This window comes from Wolbachia endosymbiont (group A) of Cydia splendana (assembly GCF_947179475.1).
In the GTDB taxonomy this organism is placed as follows: domain Bacteria; phylum Pseudomonadota; class Alphaproteobacteria; order Rickettsiales; family Anaplasmataceae; genus Wolbachia; species Wolbachia pipientis.
Genome location: NZ_CAMXBP010000002.1, coordinates 1 through 23157, shown reverse-complemented (window position 1 = coordinate 23157; position 23157 = coordinate 1). Strand labels below are relative to the sequence as shown.

The following is a 23157-nucleotide window of genomic DNA, read 5'->3' as shown; positions in this document are numbered from 1 at the left end:
TGTTAGTTTCAATACCTTATACCAAATATCATAAATAAGTAGGCAAATAACTCACAGAACAAATAGTTTTGATCGAACTTTCCGTAATATTACGAATGAATGCACATATAGTATCCTCCAATAAACTAATACCAATTCCTAAAAATAAATAGACAAATAAAGAAAAATTTCTAAAATAGAACAATTTAAGAATTAGTGAGGAGTTATGGCAGGAAAAAGTAAAGCAATAGGAGAAGAATGATATAATAAGTGTAACCTGGAATTAAAGAAGCACGGAATAAGAGGAGAGATAGGAAGAAGATTACAGGCAATAATATCTGGAAAAGAATATGGAATAACAAAAGTTGCTCAAATATACCGAATTACTAGAACTACATTGATGAAGTGGATTACAAGATTTAAGGAAGGAGGAGTCGATGCGTTTAAAATACAACCAGGACGTGGAGTAAAGCCGAAGTTGAGCTACAAGCAGCAAGAAGAAATTAAAAATGTCATAGCAGAAGAAGGAGCCAACCTAACGGCTAAGAAATTAAAAATCATAATTGAGAAAATGTTTTCTATTGAGGTAAGTAAGTCTACAGCACATGGACTGATGCAAAAGTTAGGTTTTTCGTATATTACTCCAAGGCCTGTGCACAATAAACAGGATAAAAATAAACAAGAAAAGTTTAAAAAAAAATCTTAATGAAACTATTGTCACGTATCCCGAAAAAGAGCTATTTTTCTTCGATGAATCGCGGTTTGGCACACATTCAAAGATTGGACACGGGTGGTTTAAAAACTTACTATTACCCACAAATATAAATGTTTGTTGCATAGCTCTTAATGGCATAACTTTTGCTTGAAATAACTGTTTATATGGTGCAATTTACAGCTTTTAGTTGCTAAAATTATAACTCTTAGTTTAATAATTTTAATCTAATAAGCTTTCAGGTTAATAAAATTAAATTATTTGAGTAAATACAATACTATGTTTTTATTTGTGGGTAATAGTAAGGTTTAAAAAAGGCATTAGGACACAGGTTAAGGTGAAATTAGGTAGGCAAAACTTTTATCTCTATAGTGCAGTTAATCCTAGAAATGGAGAGACTTCTAGTTTATTCGCACCAAACGTCAATACTGATTGTATGAATATATTCCTTGAGCAGATGTCACAATATTTAGGAACAAGGGAGGCATTTCTTATTGTGGATTGTGCAGGATGGCATAGATCCAAAGGTTTAAAAATACCACAAAATATTACCTTAATCTACTTACCTCCATATTCACCAGAGTTAAATCCAGTAGAGCATTTATGGCAATATTTGAAAGACAATCTCATTAAAAATAGAATATATGACTCTGTTAGTTTATTGGAGGATACTATATGTGCATTCATTCGTAATATTACGGAAAGTTCGATCAAAACTATTTGTTCTGTGAGTTATTTGCCTACTTATTTATGATATTTGGTATTATACCTAAATTTTGGATTAGTGATAAAAAAGCTAGAGGAAGAATGGACTATGGATTTGTCGAATTGGACTTTGAATACTTGATATCTTCTTTCCAGATAGATTGAAAACGAAGTTGTATAAAAAATGCTGCTTTGAATGGTTATTTTTGAAATATTTGAGCCTGATTTTTAAATTCCCCTTTCATTTACTAACTGATTGCAATAAGCTTCTTTCATAAAGCTAGATGGAACATATGATTTTTCTATTGTACAATCTGACTGTTTCATAGTTTTAGCTAACTCTTCAGAAACGTCACTGTTTATTTCAAAATAACCATCTTCTATGCCTATAGAAACATTTTTTCCTCCTAAAAGACAGCTCCCCCCTAAACTTGATTTATCCTCCAACTTACTAAAACGTGCTATGCTTTCTTCGTTGGCGAGCTTTACTTCTATTTTATTATTATCTCTATCACTAGGAGATAAATAAACACTGACCTTCCCAAAGTAAGTAGTAAAAGACATTTCAATTCTACCCTCCGAAATGTCGGTGTAATTCCTAACTCCTTCTTCATTTTCAACTCTAACTATACTTTCTCCAACTTGAAGCATACCAATTTCCAGACCTAAATTTTTAGCTTTTTTATTGTTGAATATTCTTGCAACTTCGACAACACTATCTTTTGGATATTTTATACAAAAGTGTCCATTGTCCATCTCTAACTCAAAATCATGATCATCAGTTTTTACACTTACGTCTACGATACTTTTGTACACCAAGTCCTTAAGTTCTAAAAGTATTTTTTCTCGTTGATCTAGAGCGTATCTATCTGAGCAAATTATGTTCACGAAATCGCCATGTTCTTCATCGCTAAATCTATTTAAAGACGCACCTCTTGATACTATTTGCAATATCTTTTTCTCATCTAAAAATCCATAAATTCGGGTAGTATCGTAAGAAAAATATAGCTTTTGCAATGTATCAATTATGCGATCCACTAAAGATATATTAGCTTTATACGGAAGAGTGAACATTACTCTTTGTTTCAGCGCCTCGCTTACAATTTTATCAAGTCTTTTATTGCACTCTTCATAATCCTCTTCATTACCATAGTTACCCAAAGCATCCAATTCATCATGAATATTATCTATTTTTTGCCAAATACTTTCATATTTTTCTCTTTCTCTTTCTCTTAATTTTACTTTTGCTAAGGAAAAAGAATCTTTTTTACGTATTATGTTTGCATTGTAGACTAGTTGACCGTAGGTCCTACCAACAATTTCATCATAATCAAAGCAATAGCTAACATTATAGTCACTTTCACTAGTTGATTCCTGATCATTGCTACTTTCATCGTCATCTTTATTCCATACTTCAATATCGTAATCAGTGTTTTCAAGGTTTTTGTCTTCACTTGTTCGATAATCTTGATTGTTTTCTACTTTTTCGTACAGCCAGGTTGATTTTTGATCATCGCTACTTTCATCGTCATCTTCATTCCATACTCCAATGTCGTAGTTAGTATTTTTAGGTTTTTTATCTTCACCTGTTTGATAATCTTCTGCTTCTCTATATAGCCATATTGATTCCTGGTCATCATTATCATTGATACGCCTCATTTCCACTTTTGTTGTAGACTGAGGTCTTACTATTTCTTTTCTTACGTTTTCTTTGTTTAATTCATCTTCAAGAGACACTTCATTACTAATATAGAAGTTTTTCTGTTTTAAACTCTCATTTTCATTCTGCAATGAACTAAATTCTGCAAACAGTTCTTCACGCTCTGATAAATAAACATAGAGCTGGCCTATTACATCATTAAGTTCCTTATCTTTTTCTAATATCTGGTTTTCATAATTACTCTTCAAATCCTCTATACTGTCTACCAGCACTACACTTTCTTTTCTTAGTCTACTTGAGTTAGATTCAACCAAATTTAACCTTTGCTGTAACTCTTCATTTTTTTTGTCTATCATCTGTATTTCACTCTTCATATCTTCTAATTTGCTGTCCAAGTTCCCTATTATGTCATTTTTATTCTTCACGTCCAATAATACTTTTTCTATTTCTTGTTTTAGCTGTTCAATTTCTTGGCCATTTTTAGTTAATTCTCTTGTTTTTCTTTGTAATTGAGCTTCAAGCTCTTTAATTTTCTTTTCTAGGATCTGATTTTTCTTGCTGAGCTCACTCACTTCTTGATCATACTCTTCCGCTATACCTTTATAGCATTCCAAGAGCTTTTCATTTTTCTTGAGATCAAAGTTTTCTTGTTGCAGCCTTTCTATTTCACCATCTGAATTATCTATTACTTGGTTACCCTCACTACCAATCTCAAATATCTCTTCAGAAGCTTACTATTACCCACAAATAAAAACATAATATTGTATTTACTCAAATAATTTAATTTTATTAACCTGAAAGCTTATTAGATTAAAATTATTAAACTAAGAGTTATAATTTTAGCAACTAAAAGCTGTAAATTGCACCATATAAACAGTTATTTCAAGCAAAAGTTATGCCATTAAGAGCTATGCAACAAACATTTATATTTGTGGGTAATAGTAAGCTTCAGAAGTAATCGTAAAATCTTTAAATACGCAAGGCAAAGTAGTGTCTTCAAGGTTATTACTATCAAATGAGTTATATTGTACTACCTGCCTTGAACCTTACTATTACCCACAAATAAAAACATAGTATTGTATTTACTCAAATAATTTAATTTTATTAACCTGAAAGCTTATTAGATTAAAATTATTAAACTAAGAGTTATAATTTTAGCAACTAAAAGCTGTAAATTGCACCATATAAACAGTTATTTCAAGCAAAAGTTATGCCATTAAGAGCTATGCAACAAACATTTATATTTGTGGGTAATAGTAAGGCCTTGAACTAGGCATACTTATACCTTTCTATTAACAAAGGCACACAATGCATTATATTTACTATATACGCAACTGATTTAAACATAATTTATTTACTAATTCATATTGTGAATTTTTATAAAATAGGTTTATATGCAAAATATTATAATAACGTTAAAGCACGTAGCTAATACCATTATTAGTACAGTATAAAGGGCCTTTTTGCCTATAATTGAAGAGTTTAAGCAAATTCATAATATACCTCATTTATCTTCTAATAACGAAAATTTGTATCGAAACAGATAAGACCATAAGTATGAAATTCAAAGAGGAATGAATCAGTTAAATCAAGAATAGATGTTGTGTTATAGTAGTGATTATGCTAATTATTGGGTCGTTTGGTTAAAAGGTAATTGTGAAAAGGGGTAAGAATTTGACTGAAGATAAAAAATTAGCATCTGACATTCTAAAAGAGGTTGCAGGTACTGGTACTGCTGATAGTGATAAAGTGACATTGTTTGACATTAAAACAGCTTTACAAGAACGTGGTTTTGGTATTTTAATAATCATCTTCTCCTTGCCGCTATCGGTGCCTATACCGGTTCCACCTGGTTATACAACTATTCTTTCTATACCTTTAATCTTGTTTTCATTACAACTTCTGCTTGGGTTTCATTCTCCCTGGATGCCACGTTGGTTGGAAAGGAAATCCTTTAAACGTTCAACATTAGCCCTTGTGGTTAAAAAAACTTTACCTGCATTAAAAAAAATAGAAAAGTTCATGAAACCGAGAATGTCTTTTATCTTCTGTGGGCCAGGTGAAAAGATTTTGGCATTTATAATGCTGGTTTGCGTATTGGTGATAGCCAATCCGCTTCCGTTGACTCACTTCATTCCAGCAATCGGTACGACTCTTATTTCACTTGGTATTATGAATAAAGACGGGCTTGTCTCGATACTTGGAGTGTTGGTATCCTTGTGTGGAATATTATTTGCTCTTATTGTAATAGTAAAAGGTCCACAGCTTATAATTAGTGCGTTTTCTTTTCTCAAGAGTTTTGCATACGGTTAATCTTGAGCTATTAGCAAATTAGATATTCTATAGAAATACCATGGCAACCAGTGTGGAAGCAAATTCTTTTGTTTACTGTTTGTGTCTCAAAAGCATAAAAAAGTACGTACTGTTGTGAGAACAATTTAAACAAAAGCGGCGTTTTAAAAGTAAAAGCTTGGAATTTTTACAACAAAGTTAGGCAAAACAGTTCATATGTAGATTTAGCGAAAGTAAGCCAATATAGGTGATTTCAGCGTATAATAAAATCACCATATAAAAAAGTTCGTATGTATCGTTTGGAAGACCATGCCATCCCAAAGAAAAGTGTTCTCACGGCCCTTGGTTTTTAATGCTGGAAATGGTTATATCACTTAATTTCTTAGCAAAATACAATACTAAATTAATAGCAATTCATTTGAGAGTAAAAACTAAGGCGAATTTATAATATGTCCTATTTGTCTTTTCAGTAACGAAGGTTGGTATAATTTTTTTCTTTAATAAATAGAAAATCATGATATATTAAGCATTTTAGTGAGGCAAATAATGAATTACACTTTAACGCCATCGCTTGAGCATATAACTCTAGTTAAGATAGCTATCACATTGTGGAACCAGGACGACATTAGGGCCTTGACGGCAAGGTTCTATTTTCGATCGTTAATTCTCAGTGAAAGACGGAAAGAGTGGCAAGTAGTAGAAGATAAGGTAATAGAAAAAATACCAGAGCTCCTGTTACCAGAACCCCTAAAAAAGAAAGTATTGAACTTTATCAAACCAATAGGCCTGGAGATATTAAAGTGGAGGGAGTATCATGATCAAAACTCCTATCTTGGTATAGATCTGCCAAATGAGCTTTGTTGGACACCACAAGGGACAGTAGATAAAAAGGAAACAGCAGTGGTGTTAATTAAAGATGAGAATTTAGATATTACCAGACGCTATAGACTGGCATGTATTTACTGTTTAGAGGATGATATTCGGGAACTATGGAGCAAGATGCCTGAAAATCGCAGAAAGTCTTTTTATAGCGAAGAAGATCCAAGAAAAGTTAGGCAGCAGGAATTAGTGGTTCTTTGGACATATTATACAAAAGGAGAAGTGAATAAGCTGGATAATATGATTGAAAGAAGATGGCAAAGTAAGTGTTCTCCTTATCAATATGCATTTGAATATGCAGCAGTTGGTGGTAATAAAGCGGCAACTGAGTATTTTTTGCAAAAACTAACTTCCAAGGAAAAAGAAGAGTCGTTAGTAAGATCTGCAGGATATGTAGCAGATAGACGTTGTGACTCTGCTCGCAATCGTACTGACCTTCCTAAAGAACACTATGCTGATGTTTTATGTTTTTTACTCTCACAAATGAATGAAGAGCAACAAACAGAAGTATTTAAAAGCTACCCTTATGAAGTGTTAAAATGCTTGTTAGATTGGCCTTGGCAAAGTTTCTTTATGAAAACGGTGAGTCGTATGTGGGATTTTCTTTCTGGAAAGGATTGTAATTATTTTTTGAGGGAAATGGTCGATAAAGTGATAGAGGGCCACAAAGATTATGACTATCAAAAGCTTTTTGGGAAATTTTGGCAGCAAAGCCCAGATGCTCATAAAAGGTATGTTATAGATGAATGTTCTAGTGGGTCTCTATTGTCAAAGTTACTTAAGATTGAAGATAAAGAGAATGTTAAGCTAATTTTAAAAGATGCAACTCTTATTGAAAAAGAAAAAATCATTTTTTACCGTGAAGGTAAGGATATCTGTGAGAGTTTAATTTATAACAATAAATGGGATTTACTAAAATTCTTTATTCAGGAGTGTATATTGTCCAAAGAAGTAATAATTAAGTTTAAAGAAAAGTTCAAGGAACGTATCATATGCCGTCGCTCGGAAGAAAAGTTAGAGAAAGAAAAGGATATGTGGAATAAGGCTTTTCAGTTGCTGGATGACCTTATTCACAAAGGTAACAAAAAGAGAAGTATGGAAGAAAGTGATAGTAGTCCAGCTAAAAGGCTTCATAGTATAGAATTTAAAGAAGTAGCACGTAGTATGAAAAAATAGGTGGAAAAGTGCCAAAAGCAACAGCTAAAACAAAACACATTAAACATAAGCCTGAATTAATAGAATTGTTACTTACAGAACCAATTAACTTAGGTAACGATAAAGGTAATCCAATTCTTGCGGTGGATAAAGAAAAGCCCGTAGGGTTTGCTGAAAAGTTTAGTTTATTTCTTAGTGAGACTCCAGATATTGGCTCGACGTCTGATCCAGAGTTTTTTATTCATGGTATTTTAGGTTCAGTTTTAATACTTCCTGAAAGTGGGCTAGTAGAAAAGCTTGGTATCGATAAGGTATATGTTAAGCATACTGAGGTTGGTGTACAAGATAGTAGAAAAAAAGGTAAAGCTAATGTTGTAAAGCTATGTTTTTCTCTTAAAAAAGATGGAAAGAAGCAAGTAGCCCTTAGAGTTTTTACGAATGATGGAATTACAGGTGGTAGAAATCCAGAAGATAAGTATCGTTATAGTGACGATGAACTTAAGGAAATAGCGGGAAAATTGGGTATTTCTGATATAGATAACGTAGATGAACATGTGTTCCGTATTTGTACTGAAGGAGAACCAGGCAATAAATCATTCAGACTACATAAATGGCAGATAGGTAGAGTAAAAGAAAAATTTAAGATAGCAGCATCTTCTCAATCTCAGGTTAATAACGAATTTAAAGAGATTAGTGTAGCTCAGTCTATAAACTTAGAAGATTCATTTAAAGAGCTTTCTAATGGAGATATAAAGGAAGTAATAGGTAGTACGGAAAAAATTTTCAAAGAATTTGCTAGCGTATATCGAGATAATCAAGAAAAATTTTCGCTAAGCAATTCAGAAGCAGCGTATCATGGGTTTCACTATGGAGCTTTAGCATTAAACTTTAAATATCGCTATGATCTTAACTGTTACGCTGAACGTACCGCAGGTAATGGACGTGCAGATCTGATATTTATGTCACGTACGAGAAAAGGTACAAATGACAGGATGAACCCAAAACCTATTCCAGTAGTTGTTGAGTTTAAAGGAGAAGGTCATACTGCTGATGAAGCCATAGCACAGATCAAGAACAAAGGCTACCTATATAACCTAAGCGTTAGAACTAAAGCAGAAGAGGCGGTTATATTAGGGATGAGTTGTGCTGAAGTAAAGACAGAACAAGCTAAGATTTTTCAATCGCAAGGCTTCCTGCAGCGATTATTAGAAGAGATGAAAAGGTTCAATCAGAATCGTATAAGTGAAATTAAAAATGTTTTAAAGGGTGAATTGAAGAATTTATATCATTCAATTCAGAGCCATAATCGCCATTATTTGAGTAAATTAGTATTTGGGCAGGTTTTAGCTGTAGACGATGATGAATTAGATAAATATATTTTTACTTATACGAATCAAGATGAAAGTATAGGAAGAGAAGCTACCACACTTGTGCTATCAAACCAGGCCAAGAGTGAGGCAGTAATATTAAATATTATAGAACGTAGTGGTGAGCAGAGAGCACTTAGGGGGAAAAAGGAATCTGATAGTAAAAGGACTCCCCCAATTGATGGGCTGAGAATCAATTCTGCAGTTAAAATTGATGTAACAATAAACACGGGAGTACAGCATAAACCAGATGGATTTGAAGTAGAAGGGGAAGAAGATAAATCTTATTATCAGGGTATAAATATAGAAAAAGTCTCTGGTAGTTCTCAAGGTAAGTTTCAGGGTCAATTCGAAAAGATAGAGAATGTTAAGGTTGGTAATTTAGTTAAAGGTCTACGGAAAAGTATTGACATAGAAAGAACAAGTGGTGACAAAAAAAGAAGTGATAGGAAACTAGGAGAATCATTGTCTCCTTTAGCGGAAGTCTTGTTTCCTTTCAAGGGATTAATCAAAAAAGAAATAGACTTTCAAGCAATAATACAAGGCTTATTTATAAATGAAGAAACTGAAGATGGTAAAGAGATTAGAGTGTATATGGAATCTAATGCATCTCCACAAGGGAGGATAGACCTAGCGTTATCTTTTACACAACTATCAGAAAATGATGACTCTTTCATAGAAGATGATCCAATTATCATAGAGTTAAAACTTGCTAATAGTGATAACGATGCAAATAGTAAACTAAAGCAAGCAAAAGAACAGCTGAGTGAGAAATATAAAGTTCTCAGGTCCTTCACTGATAAAAAGACAGCTAAGCATGTAGCTATGGTTTTCAATATTAGAGCCAGAGACAAGAATAATGTAATCAAGGTAAGCGCGCAGGATGTTAAAGTTGACCATACTTCCAGTAGCTCTCCTGAAAAGAAAAGACCAGGATCTCCACTTGCTGGATGCCCCAAGAGAAGGAGAGTGAGAAATGTGGATGTATTATGCATAGACTCGAATGATGAAGAGAGCATTGAAGAGAAAGAGAGAAAAGAAGAGTTTATGAAAGAACTATTCAATACTGATAAGATGAGGGAAAGAGCAAAAAGCATTGAGTTTTATGATCAACTTTTTAAGGTATCTGATCAGATGTTCAAAGAAGGAACTATAGATCCAAGTATCAAAGAAGCTCTTATAGTAAAGCTCAAAAATATAGATCTAAATTCAATAGATCCAGAGATTAGAGATATTGTGAAGGAAATGAAGAACAATGTAGAAAATAAAGAAGAAATAGAAAATATCCTGAGAAGATATGGAGTAGCAGAAAAAATAGGAAAAGTAGCAGAAGGTGCAGGTTTTGCCTTTACAATGTTTTTAGTTGGTAAACATATAGTAAATGGAGACATAGAAGGATTAGGCTATGATGCATTAAATCTCTGGGTAATGCCAAAGATTGGCGAAAAAATCTCTGGAAAGATATTAGAGTTAGGAACAAAGCTTGATTCTCAGATGCTAAAGGGGTTTGCGCCAGTTATGGGACGTGCTATAGGTAATTTTGCAGCATTTTTAGGGTTAGCGGAGTCAATAAAGGCTCATCAGAGTGCAACAGATCCAGTAGATATAAAGATTGCTGACCTAAACATTGCAACTAATTCCATTTTTATAGCTGCAGATGTACCTGCGGTTGTTACTGAGACAATGTCAGCTATAGGTATGGAAGCTGGAATAATAGGAGAATTTGCTGGTCCAGTTGGTGCCGCTGTTTCAGTTGCTGTAATCATTATAGCACAGTTTGTAGAAGCAGGACTTGAAGTAGAAAAATTAACAGAACAAATGAATCTTACAGATCAGGAGAGACATGATCTTTATTGGGATTTCTTTCTTGGTAAAAAAGTACCAGATTATATAAAAGATGACATAGAAGCAGAAAGTATATATAAACAATATGTATCAAAGCTTATAAGCCAATATAAAAATAATTATGATAAAATAGTTATGTCATTGCCTTATATATTGGCTACAAAGGAGGAGCGTGGTGATGCGGAAATACAACTCTTCAGAGTTTACTGTCGTACTAACACAAAAATAGTTGATACTAAGTTTGGTTTTGGATTCAATACAAATGTTACACATCCATTTCATATCAGTGATATTAATTCTAGGGTGGTTCCTACAAACATTGAGAGTTATAGTGTCGTTTGCGGACCACGTGATAGTGATGTTAAAGTACAAGTTGATAATCCTTCATGTACTGACTGTGTTGTAAATGGAATTGGTTCAGGATGTGATAGTTTATATGATCATAGCAACGTATTATTGAATAGAACATTTGAAAAGTGGTTTTTACAAGAGTATCCTAGCGACTGTTATAATGCGGTTATATATAGAAATACAAATTCCCGTGGGTATGGGAGCATGTATCATATACTATCTCAAGATGCTAATATTAATGTTGTTTTTCAAGAAAAGGATATTTTAAATGGTGATCGAGATAGGAGAGATAAGATAGAAAATAGGTACTATTTTGAAAAGTCGCTGGATAGCTGTAAGGTACATAATCCAGGTAGAAATTTCTTTTACATAGCAGGAAAGTTTTCTTGTGATTTAGGGGCAGATGGGCAAAAGAACATAGTCATAACACAAGGTAATCTTACTACAGATTCAATAAACATACATTCTATTGTTGGCAGCAACAAAGCTAATCATATAAAAGTTTCTTATGCAGATTATACAGACGGTAAAGGTGGCAATGATGTAATAACAGCAAAGAACTTTACTACAATAAAGGGTTATTTTGGTGATTCTATTTATGGAAAGGGTTTAGTATTATTACCAATAAATCTTAGTGATATAGGTAATATCACTCATACTAATAATATAACAACCATCTATAATAAAAGTGGAGCTTTTATAAGTATAGATAAACAGATATTGGTAAAAACAGCAGATGGTTCGTTTGTAACTCCGACAAAAGTAGACAATAAAACTGGTGTAGTAACAAACTTACATGTAACAAAAAGCGTAGGTAATGACGTTGTGTTAGATGATGAATTGGATAATTTAAGAAAAATAGACAATTCAAACTTTAGTATTACAAAGCAATTATCAAGCGCCAATTATCATAGCACTATAGGTGGCTCTAGCAATCATATTTTTTATCCTGATAAAGAGCATCATAATTTTTACTGGGAAGCTCCAAGTAATATAAGTCATCTTTATCTCTTCGATAACAGAAACGCTAATATTACGATTGCTCAAGCAAATGGTATACTAGATTTTAGCCAATTAAATTGTACATTAAGCGATATACAATTTATAGGAAATGATAAAGGAGAAATAAAGGTTAACAAAAATGATTTACATGTAACTTTGCTACCAGATTATAAAGATGTTACAGTTACATTTGACGGAAAAGAATATTACAAATTTCAAAATGGGGAACTAGAGCGTGATTATTGTTCTCATAGCTTTAAAGTAGATGGAAGATTCAGTGTTAATGGTACTGACCTGTTAAATCATCATAATTGTTTCACGTTTGATTCAGATAAAGTGCTTTTTTTGAAGCTAAATAATGATTTGCTATTGTTATCAGATAGAGGGGCATTATCAATATCGAATTATTATTCTTTTGTTCATAAAAATTGGGATTTATCCATAAGGCTAAATAATAGAATTGTGGAACCAGGAGAATTTGGAGAAAGAGCTGATAAATTTAGTTCTTTCAGATATTATAAACCAGATGAGCAAGGGTTACAGATTTATCATAACCAACCTGTTAACAAAAATGATATTGGTTTAGTTGATTTAAAAGATAAGTCTATATTAAATTTCGATATGAAAGTTATGAATGATATCTTATTGCTATCACATAAAAATAACACTCTTGTAAAAGTAGAAAATTGGAATACTTATCAGCCAGCAAAAGAAATAATGTTTGCTTTTAATGATGCAGTGGTTTCTAACTCAAAATGTATAACTTCTATTTGTAATCCAGAAGATGTTATAGTGGAGTTTAATAAGGAAAAAGTAATTTTATTAAAAAAACTGGTGCTCAATGTTATAGCGAAAGATAATTTTAATAAAGCTAAACATTTAATTAAAAGTACTAATTTTGAAGGTGGGGATGAATTAAGGTATTTATACTTAACTATCATTGCTATTCAAATGTGTAGACTGCACTCAGTCATAACTCTTTTTAATAGAGGGTATTTTAGCATCAGAGATAAAGACATTCATGTTCTGCGCTGGGCTATTCAGGAGGGTAAATTAGACATAGCTAAGTTTCTTATTGATCAAGGCGCTGATATTGAGTCTCGAAACGCATACAATGAAAGACCCTTGCATCTTGCTGTTAAAGCAGGCAGTTTGGATATAATAAAGCTTCTTTTTAATAAAGGTGCTAATGTCAACGCTACAGATATGTATGGCCAAACGCCTTTAAGCTTGGCTATTCGAAGGAATTGTAGAGACATAGTAGAGTTTTTAAGACAAGCACAATTGGATTTAGATAGAGAATTGTCAAATGCGACACAAGATAGCTGTTCTGGTAAAATTAAAAGTCTTGTAAGTCGAGGTGCTAATATTAACATCAGAAATAATGATCGTAATACTCCTCTGCACCTAGCAGCTAAAAAGGGTTACTTGTGTATGGTAAAAGAGCTCATAGAGAACGGTGCTAGAGTTGATGTTAAGAACCGCTTTGATGAAACTCCTCTACACTGCGCTGCTGGAGAAGGTTTTTCAGATGTAGTAAAAGAGCTCATAAGGAGAGGGGCTAATATTGCTGCCCGAGATGGCAATTTTTATCGTACTCCTCTGCATTTGGCTGCTAAAGAAGGTCGCTTAGATGTAGTAGGGAAGCTCATAGAGAACAATGCTGATATTAATATTCGGAATGACTATGGTAGCACCCCTCTATATAAGGCTGCTGAGGAAGGCTACTTGAGTACAGTAAAAAAGTTCATGGAGAATGGAGCACACATTAGTATTAAGAATAGATATGGCAGAACACCACTAGATATTGCTAGAGATAAAGGACATGATAGTGTTGTGCAATATTTAGAAGGGATCGAAAGAGAAAGAGGAAAACCTGTACAACGTAAACGCCGTCATCATCATGGGGATCACGATCGTCATCATAGTCACTTATCACATAAACCTCTTGCTATAGATTTAAGTAATCAACCTGAGATAGTAGCTAGGCAAGATGTGTCAAAGAATTCATTGCAGGGTGATGATACAGGCTATAACAAGGAAAAAGCTACAAGTGTAGGGAATAAGCCATCTTCATGGATAAATGATTTATTTGGTTGGGTAAAGAGCTCTATAGGTGGGTTATTAGGTTCTAGAGCTGCTTTACCTGAGAAAACATTCACTCAAAGTTCAATCTCACAAATTAGTGCACCAATTGATGTAAATGGTACAATAATGTTACTTGATTTATTAATTAGAAAAGTTACAGGTCAAAAGTATATTTCTACAGTAGGTCAGTCTATATCCCCACTAGAGGCACAGGGATATACACTCAATATTACAAAGGAATTTGAGAAAGTAGTAGAGCAAGCTGGATTAAAAAGTGGTGTATCAATGCATCGATTGAATATTGATTTTGTGGAAATACAGAAAGAAGTTACAGGGAAAATCATGAGTGGTAAATTTGATGAGATCTCAGGAGTTTTAAGTTCGTATTTAGAGAAAGCATGTCCTGGTAGAGAAGCAGGATGTCCTGGTAAGTTAAGTTCGAAGAAGCTTGACAAGTTTATGGTAGAGTTTAATAGCAGGCTAAATGTTGTACTAAATCAATCAATACAGCAGATATTACACAATGGAGATGGTACATTAGAAGTTGATGGTGCAAAGCAAATGAGTTTAGAGCCTCAAAGTTATTTAAGTAATGCTTCAGTTCACAGCCATTCAAAAGTATCAACTTGTCTTTCTGAGATAGGAGTAACTAAGCTTGGAGGTAATATCAATAGGTAGGTTATAATATAAGAGGTGCAGCTATAAAATGCCAAGTAGTGGAAAATTTAAAGTGAAGGTAGCCAAAATAATTAGGGATACCAGACCAAGTTTGATGGTCCTAATACTAAAATGGATGAAGTAGACATTAAATGCTAAGTGGTTAATGTGTTTTCCATATTGAACTTATAGCACATAGCTTTGATATAGAAGTTTGGGTAACGTTATGATAGTAATTTATATAATTCTATGTGCAATCTTTATAGCTGTTTTAGACAGTTCATTAGACTCTTAATTATAGGATATGTTTAACTGAGGAAAGATTTTCATAAATGTTGAAGTGAATAAGTTGTAGTATTTATGTTTTTTCCCTGAGTTGTAAAATTTCAGAATGAGAGAGACCGGTAATTTGAGCTATAACATCTATAGGGACACTGGCCTTGAGTGAGTTTTTGGCTACTTCAATATCCCTTTCTTTGCGACCTTCCACTCTGCCTTTTTCATGGCCGATTTGGATGCCTTCTTGTCTACCTTTGTGAGTAGCATCATCGAGTTTTTGTTCCAAGATAGCAGCTTCTTTCTGTAAATCCATTACCCTTTCTTCATAAGCTAGGAGATCCTTCTCATTCCAATGAAACTTATCTAACTCATCATATGCTAATTTTATTATTGGTGATTTTTCTGCTATTCTTCTCAAATCTTCATCAGTTGTTTCTTCTGCATATTTAAAGAAAAATAGCCAACGGTCTATTACATTTTCTAGCTGCTCTTCCCTGCTTTTAGGAAACTTTGGCAGCTCAATGAAGATAAATTGAAAATCTTTTAAGTCATGCTCGTTAGTTTTTTCATCTCTTATGGTATGGCTAGATATATAATCAAGCTTATCAGGAAATAAATTACAATTAGAAATAGCAATAAAGAAAACCTTCTTTAAATCAATATACTTACCACCTTTATCAGCTTGCCTCGAGTAAGCCTTAGCAGCATAAAGTTGAGCGCGTTTTTCAAAGCCTCTATCACGAGCGAGTTGCATCTCAATCACGTATCTGGCCCCAGTGGAATCTCTGCACAGGACATCAACAATACTCTGCTTATCAGAGGCAATTTCATGATCCATAATGGTGCTAAGGAATTCGACATCTTGTATAGTATTTATTTCAGTAAATCCCAAAATATCATTCAAAAAATGGATAAGGATATTCTTATTTTTTTCAGTACCAAAAATTTTCTTAAAGGTCAGGTCCAGCTTTGGATCGAGAAACTTAGAAAGAGCCATGAGAAAGTAAGATAAAAAGCATTAATAATTATACACAATTGTGAAGAAATATTCAACTAAAATGCAAACATAGAAGTTTTTGTATATCTTTGTTTGGTAGTATTAACATGTATAATATTTATGGCAAACATCTCAATAAGGTATCAGATAGCACAAAAAGTAAGGAACTGGAGGTTAAAGCGAGGATATACTCAAAAAGATTTAGCGAAGAAAGTCAGTGTAACGTATCAAGTAGTACTACAATATGAAAAAGGAACACGTAAAATTTCGATTGAAAAGTTGTATGCTATAGCAGAGATATTGTCGATTGGTATTGTAGACCTAATTCCTGTATCAAATGAAAAAATCTGTCTTGAAGATGAGGGAGAAGAAATACTAAATCTAGTAAGAGAATATAAAAAGATTAATGATCAAGAGTTACGTAAGATATTTTGTTTACTAACCAAGTTTGTTCAAATTAGTGAGAAAAGTAGTAAAAAAGCAGAGAAAATAAAAATTGCAAAGGGTCTGGTTAAAGGAGGAGTTTCTGTTGATATTGTTGCAAAAACAATTGGTCTCTCTGCTGATGAATGTGTTGAAGAAAAAGGAGGTTCTATTTACTGCCAAATAGGAAAGAAGATAAAAGAATGGAAGAGAGTATACTCAAAAGGATTTGGCTGAGAAAATGGATACAACACGTGACGAAATAAGCAACTATGAGCAAGGACGTGTGGCCATTCCACTGGAAAAATTATATGCAATAGCAGAAACATTATCAATTAGCATTACAGATCTGCTCATAGAGGAAGATTGTAAGTTAAAAACATGATATAAATGAAGTAAGAGGGAAGATAACTCTACTCACTATAGGAATAGAGTTATCACGGGCGTGTGCGACCGAAAACCAATTGGTATTACAACCGTTTGTATCAAGGTACACTAGCCCTATCTCTCGATACGTTTGAATAGTTGTTTGGGAAATATATATACGCCCGTTTACAATCTTAAATTAACTAAAACTATCGAGGTTTATTATGGTTACATCTTATCAAAATTTTATTGGCATTGACATCGGAAAATTTAAAAATGTTGCTGCAGTTTACAACCAAAATAACATTATCAAGTTCGACAATAATGCTGATGGTTGGCAACTGTTGTTTAAAAAGTTTTCAGATATCTTACCTAATTCTTTGGTAACTTTAGAAAATACGGGCAAATATGAGCTTGGTTTATCACATTTTCTTGTTGGCAAGAATATTGCAGTACATCAAGCAAATACTCGAAAAGTAAAAAGTTTTATCTTGTCTCACGGAACTTTAGCAAAGTCTGATAAATCAGATGCGATGGCTCTTGCTCAATACGGATGTGAACGCCATAAAACTCTCTCTCTATTTGTACCTACTTCAAAAGAACAATCAACTCTAGCTGCACTGTGTCAACGTCGTGATGACATTACGCAAATGAGAACTCAGGAAAAGTGTAGACTGGAAGCTCCTGAAAATGACCATATAAAGGAAAGTTGCCAGAAGACCATTGAATTTTTCAATAATCAAATAAACGAACTCAATGACACTATACAAAAAATTATTGATGAAAGCCATGAGCTACAACAACGTCAAAAAATCCTTAAAACAGTTCCTGGAATAGGCAAAAAGTTATCACAAGATTTTTTGTGTTTAATGCCAGAGCTTGGCTACTTAAGTAGAAAAGAAGTAGCAAGTCTTGCCGGAGTAGCACCTCATCCTAAGGAAAGTGGTAAAGCTGTTGGTTACCGAAGGATTATGGGCGGTAGAAGTAATGTTCGTTCAAAGCTCTTCATATCAGCCATAGCTGTTACAAAGTCAAAATCTGTACTTGGTGCCTTTTATTCTAAGCTTGTTGAAAGTGGTAAGAAGAAGATGGTGGCTATAACAGCTCTTATGCGTAAAATTATAGTAATTGCTAATGCAAGACTTAAAGCAGCAATTACTTCACACAGTAGCAACTGACAATGAATATTGTGAATAAGTACGTCCACACAAACTTAAAGTACTTATTCACATATTCATTGGCTTAAGCAGGCAATAGCTGTTTGACATAAAATTCTATTCCTATGACGAATGGATTTTTATTACCTACATGATTGGATCAAGTTGCAAAATTACACAATAAAAAATTTTTTAAAAAACATAGTTGATGAGATAGTAGAAGATGAGCTACCTGATTTAATAAAAGAATACAAAAAAATTGGGAGTCAAGAATTACGCTATGCGCTAATAAAATCTCTGTTTGAAAGCATACAAATTTGCGAAGAGAAAGTGAAAAGAGCAGAAAAGATGAAAATTGCAAAAGATTTAGTGAAAGGAGTAATTCCAATCAACATTATTTTGCAAACTGTAGGAATCTCTTTAGACGAAATTCAACAAGTTTAAAATAAAAAAATCATCATATATTAATATATTCACTTCTTAATGAAAAAATAAGCAAAAAAGATTGAAAAATTGATTTGACTTCACTCGAAAGCTATGGCTTTATGCCAATGCTGATAAAAAGACAGCAGTAAATATCTAAAAAAAGTTTGTTGTTAGTGAAGGGTAAATTATATGAATAATAATAAGAATAAAGAAGAAATAGAATTCAGAATATTAGAAAGCAAAGGCAAAGCACTACTTGATCGTGAAATAATGGAAACATTTTTAAGTGCAGTACATGAAAGGCCGCAAGCTCAAGAAATTGCTAAAAATCTGGTGAATACTTATGCAGGAGTAGGAAGGATTTTAGGTAGAGAAATGGATGACCTGAAAGTTATAGAAGGAGTAACTGATTCTGCAGTAGCAATGATTATGTGTGTTAAGGAAACACTAGAAAGGGTACTGAGAGAAAAGCTCAAAAGTGAGCCAATAATGGACTTACAAGGGCTAGTAGAGTACTTAAACGTAAGTATAGGCCACTCAGAAAGGGAATGTGTAAAAATACTGTACTTGAATAAAAGGCGTCAACTAATTGGAGAAGAATCCTATATTGGTGAAATGGAAAAAGCACCAGTATACATAAAGGAAATTACAAGAAAAGCATTAATAAAGAATGCAACATTAGTAATAATGTCACACAACCACCCTGGGGGAAGTTTAGAACCTTCAGAAGAAGATCAAGAAGTAACAAAGAGCTTAGCAGCAGCATGTAGTACTGTAAGCGTTAGATTATTTGATCATATTATCATTACAAGTGGGGGTTATTTTAGCTTTAGAGAAAACGGATTGTTATAGCAGAAAGTATTTGCAAATCTACTCATATTAATTTATAATGAGTAATATAATGTATAATAACAAAGTTTATTGTACACTTAAAAAGTATTTTTAATATGAGGTTTATATGACTAGTAAAGATCAGAATAAAAAGACTAATGTTAATCACAAGAAAATATTTGGTGCTCTTGAAAGCGTTGATATAGAGCAGTCTAAATTTGTGAGTAAAATTAATAGCCAGAAGGAGATAAAACTGGAAGATACAATGCCTTTCCCTAGCAGAAACGTTCGCGAAAACAAAATCAACTATGGAAAAGGACTTGATTATATATGGCACAAAACCTGTAAGTGATCAAGAAGATAAAAATCTATTTGCCTCAGCTTTGCAAAAAATAAAGCCAAATACAGAGAAGCTGAGCTGGTTTAAGAGTTCTATAGTAGAGGCAAAAAACGTAAATGAATTGCACAAAGTTATAGACAAAGTACTAGCTTCTGGAGCAAGGCTAAATGCATGTAATGATGGAGAATGGAGCTTCGCGGAATATGTGATACTGGGCACACATTTTCATAAATTTGATAAGGCTGATCGTAAAAAGCTAATACGTAAATTAATGCTAAGTGGTGCAGAGTTTCATGATACTCTACTGCAGAATAAACTGATAGGTGAAATCTATAATGAGCTACAGCCAGAAGTTCAGCCACAGATAGATAAGCAACTAGAAGAGCTAGAGGAAGCTGGCGAAAATGCTGTGCAAGAAGGAGAATTAATAGATGTTGAGATAGATAATACAACATCGTATATAGAATTTTCTGGGAATAGTAAGGTAGAGGTAGCCAAAATACTGGAAGCAAACAGAAAGTTAGGAAGTAATATTTTAAAAATTGGCAATGATGCAGTTGAGGTTAGAAGCTTACTATTACCCACAAATAAAAACATAATATTGTATTTACTCAAATAATTTAATTTTATTAACCTGAAAGCTTATTAGATTAAAATTATTAAACTAAGAGTTATAATTTTAGCAACTAAAAGCTGTAAATTGCACCATATAAACAGTTATTTCAAGCAAAAGTTATGCCATTAAGAGCTATGCAACAAACATTTATATTTGTGGGTAATAGTAAGGGTTAGAAGGGAGCAAGGAGGTGCAAGAAATTACGTTGATGTATCAGATGGTAGCTCTGTTGTGTTAGAATTTCCTACAAGCATTGGTAAGCTAAATGTTATATTGTACCACGATGTAAAAAAATATGATCAAGTACAAGTCAGAGTAGAAAACAAGGAAATGTGGGCTGAATTACAACAAATAGGGGAAGAAATTGGAAAAAATTGCCTTTTCGGGGGAGTAAAACTTAAAGAAGCAGTAGAGAAAGGTAGTTTCACTAGATGTGGCATATGGAGTGAAAAGCAGAAGGAAGTAAGTGAAAAATTGTTTTCATGGGCAGACAAAGTACGTGAAAATAGTAAAGAAACTTGTAGGGCACTTTAATTCATCAATTTAAAGGTTCCAGAGTCTAGCTATTATATCTGGAGCCTTTGAGCTATAATAGAAAATATTATATGCAAGGTTCTTTTTGTGGAAAGAAGTTTAGACTATGAAGTAGGGCAAAAAGTAAAAAATTGGAGGTTAGAGCGAGGGTACACTCAGAAAGATTTAGCAGAGAAACTTGGTGTAAAGTACTGGGTAATACTTCAATATGAAAAAGGGAACCGTAGAATTTCAATCGAAAGGTTGTACGCTATAGCAGGTGCATTGTCAGTAAGTATTACCGATCTCATTACTGCATCAAAGGAGAAAATCGGCTTTAAAAATGAGGAAGGAGAAATATTAAATCTAGTAAGAGAATATAAAAAGATTAATGATCAGGAGTTACGTAAGATGTTTTGTTTATTAACTAAATTTGTCAAAGTTAGTGAAAAAAGTAGTAAAAAATCAGAAAAAATAAAAATTGCAAAGGGTTTGGTTAAAGCAGGAGTTTCTGTTGATATTGTTGCAAAAACAATTGGTCTGCCTGCTGATGAATGTATTGAAGAAAAAGTTGGTTCTATATACTGCCAAATAGGAAAAAAGATAAAAGAATGGAGGCTCGTGAGAGAGTATACTCAAAAGGATTTAGCAGAGAAAATGAATACAACACGTGACGAAATAAGCAACTATGAACAAGGAAGGACTGCTGTTCCACTTGATAAATTATATGAAATGGCAGAAGCGTTATCGATTAATATTACAGATCTACTAATAGAGAAAGATGAAGGTAGTACAGTGGAAAATGAGCTACCGAATTTGATTAAAGAATACAAAGAAATTGAGAGCCAAGAACTACGTCATGCACTAATAAAATCTTTGTTTGAAGGGATACGTATTTGTGAGGAGAAAGTGAGAGAGATAGAAAGGATTAAAGTTGCAAAGGATCTAGTAAAAGGGGGAATTTCTATTGATACTATTTTGCAAGCGGTAGGTTTATCTATTGATATGGTTTTAGATGGATAGCTCGTAAAAAAATTATAGCAATAAAGTTTTTTTCTTAAATGGAGGATAAATGTTTGTTTCTGCAAGCAATGTTAGTTACGGAATAGGGCAAAGAATAGAAAATTGTAGGTTAATGCGAGGGCATACTCAAATAGGATTAGCAAGTCAAATAGGTTTAACATACCAAGAAGTAAACAGCTATGAAGATGGGTATATTCCTATTCCAATTGAAGTACTATATATAATAGCAAGAGTATTATCAGTTGACGTTGTAGATTTATTACCTGAACCAGTAATAGTAAGGGAAGACAGCTATGAAGACGAGGAAATACTCTATCTAACGAAAATATACGAGAATCAAAAGTTAGGCAAAATAGTACCTTCATTAGTCAGGTTTGTTCATATTAGCGAAAAAATTAATCAAGAAGAGGCAAGGTTGGAAATAGCAAAAAATCTAGTGAAAGAAGGGGTTTCAGTTGACATAATTTCCCAAGCAACCGGCTTATCTATTTACGAGTATGATAATACAGAGAAAGAAGTCTGCACTGATTCTATATACTACAGAATAGGGCAAAGAATAAGAGAATGGAGATTGATAAAAAGGTATACTCAGAAAGATTTGGCGAATAAAGTTGATTTAACGCTCAAGGAAATACACGAGTATGAAATAGGATACACTGCCATATCATTTGACAAATTATATCAAATAGCAGAACAATTATCAGTGAATATTAAAGTTCTGCTACCTAAAACAAATGAAGATAGTGAACTACTCACTTTACTAAGAAAAACTGAAGAGCAGGAATTAGTGAATGGATTAGTAAAATTTTTATCTAGGAGTATGAAGGATAGTAAAGAAAAGGTTAAAAAAATAGAAAAAATCAAAGTTGCGAAAAATCTAGCAAAGGCAGGTGTTTCTACTGATGTTATTTTGCGAGCAAGTGGCCTAACTGCTGATGAGTGTGAAAATTGAATTGTGTTAAAGACGGTACTGAGAAATATTATATTAAGATATAAGTAAAGATAGTTATATATTTAACACTTCTATGCAGAATTTCTCTATCACTTTTTGATTGTCCCATACGCGTCAAGTTAAGAGATTGTGAGCAAATTTAGAGAGGTTAAAGTGGATACTCTAGCCCTTCTACGTTTGTCTTTTAATGAAAATCGCGACCAAGTTATAGTGAGTTTTTTAAGAAATGCTTTTAAACTATTAATTTTGGTTAATACTAAAAATAACTCTCTAACCCGCCTTTTTAGCTCAATAAATGCCTTTGTTAAGCTAAGTTCTGTATTCTTTTTCACTTCTGTGCAACCAACTATGCCGTGAAATATAAGAATTGCGCACAATTTAGCATATAGTTCACATAATACTCTGCATGGCTTTCCTTTTAGCTTATCAAGCCTGATATGGCTTTTATACAATTTAAATAATAACTCAATTTGCCACCTTACTCTGTAAATCGTTAATACTTGCTCAGCACTAATTTTATTTTCTGGAACATTAGTTATAAA

12 protein-coding genes and 4 pseudogenes are annotated in these 23157 nt (G+C 33.1%); 13 read left to right on the top strand and 3 right to left on the bottom strand.

Features of this window, described 5'->3' with window-relative positions:
- The first annotated feature begins 256 nt into the window (after positions 1-256).
- The gene (locus OM961_RS05770; protein WP_319606717.1) at positions 257-685 is read left to right on the top strand and encodes a helix-turn-helix domain-containing protein; all 429 of its coding nucleotides are present in this window, start codon (positions 257-259) and stop codon (positions 683-685) included.
- A gap of 313 nt (positions 686-998) precedes the next feature.
- Positions 999-1445 (top strand): annotated as a pseudogene (locus OM961_RS05765) (IS630 family transposase); the annotation flags it as partial.
- A gap of 179 nt (positions 1446-1624) precedes the next feature.
- Here OM961_RS05765 and OM961_RS05760 read toward each other — a convergent pair.
- Positions 1625-3670, bottom strand: a complete 2046-nt coding sequence (locus OM961_RS05760) for a hypothetical protein (protein WP_264339067.1) — start codon at positions 3668-3670, stop codon at positions 1625-1627.
- 1042 nt (positions 3671-4712) lie between these two features.
- Between OM961_RS05760 and OM961_RS05755 the strand changes: the two genes are divergently transcribed.
- From OM961_RS05755 to OM961_RS05745, 3 genes are all read left to right on the top strand, one after another.
- The gene (locus OM961_RS05755) at positions 4713-5369 is read left to right on the top strand and encodes an exopolysaccharide biosynthesis protein (protein WP_264339068.1); all 657 of its coding nucleotides are present in this window, start codon (positions 4713-4715) and stop codon (positions 5367-5369) included.
- A 525-nt stretch (positions 5370-5894) separates the two neighbouring features.
- Positions 5895-7403: a hypothetical protein gene (locus tag OM961_RS05750; protein WP_264339069.1), complete on the top strand. Its 1509-nt coding sequence runs from the start codon at positions 5895-5897 to the stop codon at positions 7401-7403.
- A gap of 8 nt (positions 7404-7411) precedes the next feature.
- Positions 7412-14713: an ankyrin repeat domain-containing protein gene (locus OM961_RS05745; protein ID WP_264339070.1), complete on the top strand. Its 7302-nt coding sequence runs from the start codon at positions 7412-7414 to the stop codon at positions 14711-14713.
- 337 nt (positions 14714-15050) lie between these two features.
- Here OM961_RS05745 and OM961_RS05740 read toward each other — a convergent pair whose 3' ends face one another.
- Complete coding sequence (locus tag OM961_RS05740) at positions 15051-15968, bottom strand: Rpn family recombination-promoting nuclease/putative transposase (RefSeq protein ID WP_264339071.1); 918 nt, start codon at positions 15966-15968, stop codon at positions 15051-15053.
- Between the two features lie 120 nt (positions 15969-16088).
- Here OM961_RS05740 and wmk (OM961_RS05735) point away from each other — a divergent pair.
- From wmk (OM961_RS05735) to wmk (OM961_RS05700), 8 genes and pseudogenes are all read left to right on the top strand, one after another.
- Positions 16089-16770 (top strand): annotated as a pseudogene (wmk, locus tag OM961_RS05735) (WO male-killing family protein Wmk); the annotation flags it as partial.
- A gap of 211 nt (positions 16771-16981) precedes the next feature.
- On the top strand, positions 16982-17935 hold the full coding sequence (locus OM961_RS05730) for an IS110 family RNA-guided transposase (protein ID WP_264339072.1): 954 nt from the start codon (positions 16982-16984) through the stop codon (positions 17933-17935).
- A gap of 195 nt (positions 17936-18130) precedes the next feature.
- Positions 18131-18358, top strand: a pseudogene (locus OM961_RS05725) (WO male-killing family protein Wmk); the annotation flags it as partial.
- Between the two features lie 171 nt (positions 18359-18529).
- Entirely contained in the window at positions 18530-19192 is a 663-nt protein-coding gene (locus OM961_RS05720) for a JAB domain-containing protein (RefSeq protein WP_230609182.1), read from the top strand.
- Between the two features lie 106 nt (positions 19193-19298).
- Positions 19299-20082, top strand: a pseudogene (locus OM961_RS05715) (hypothetical protein); the annotation flags it as partial.
- Between the two features lie 198 nt (positions 20083-20280).
- Positions 20281-20661 (top strand): hypothetical protein, encoded by a 381-nt coding sequence (locus tag OM961_RS05710; protein ID WP_405196803.1) that lies wholly within the window; start codon positions 20281-20283, stop codon positions 20659-20661.
- 87 nt (positions 20662-20748) lie between these two features.
- Positions 20749-21663, top strand: coding sequence for a WO male-killing family protein Wmk (gene wmk / locus OM961_RS05705; RefSeq protein WP_264339073.1), 915 nt, complete (start codon positions 20749-20751; stop codon positions 21661-21663).
- A gap of 49 nt (positions 21664-21712) precedes the next feature.
- Entirely contained in the window at positions 21713-22615 is a 903-nt protein-coding gene (gene wmk, locus OM961_RS05700; RefSeq protein WP_264339074.1) for a WO male-killing family protein Wmk, read from the top strand.
- Positions 22616-22734: 119 nt separating this feature from the next.
- Here wmk (OM961_RS05700) and OM961_RS05695 read toward each other — a convergent pair.
- On the bottom strand, positions 22735-23157 hold a 423-nt coding region (locus OM961_RS05695; protein ID WP_264339607.1), incomplete at its 5' end, for a transposase.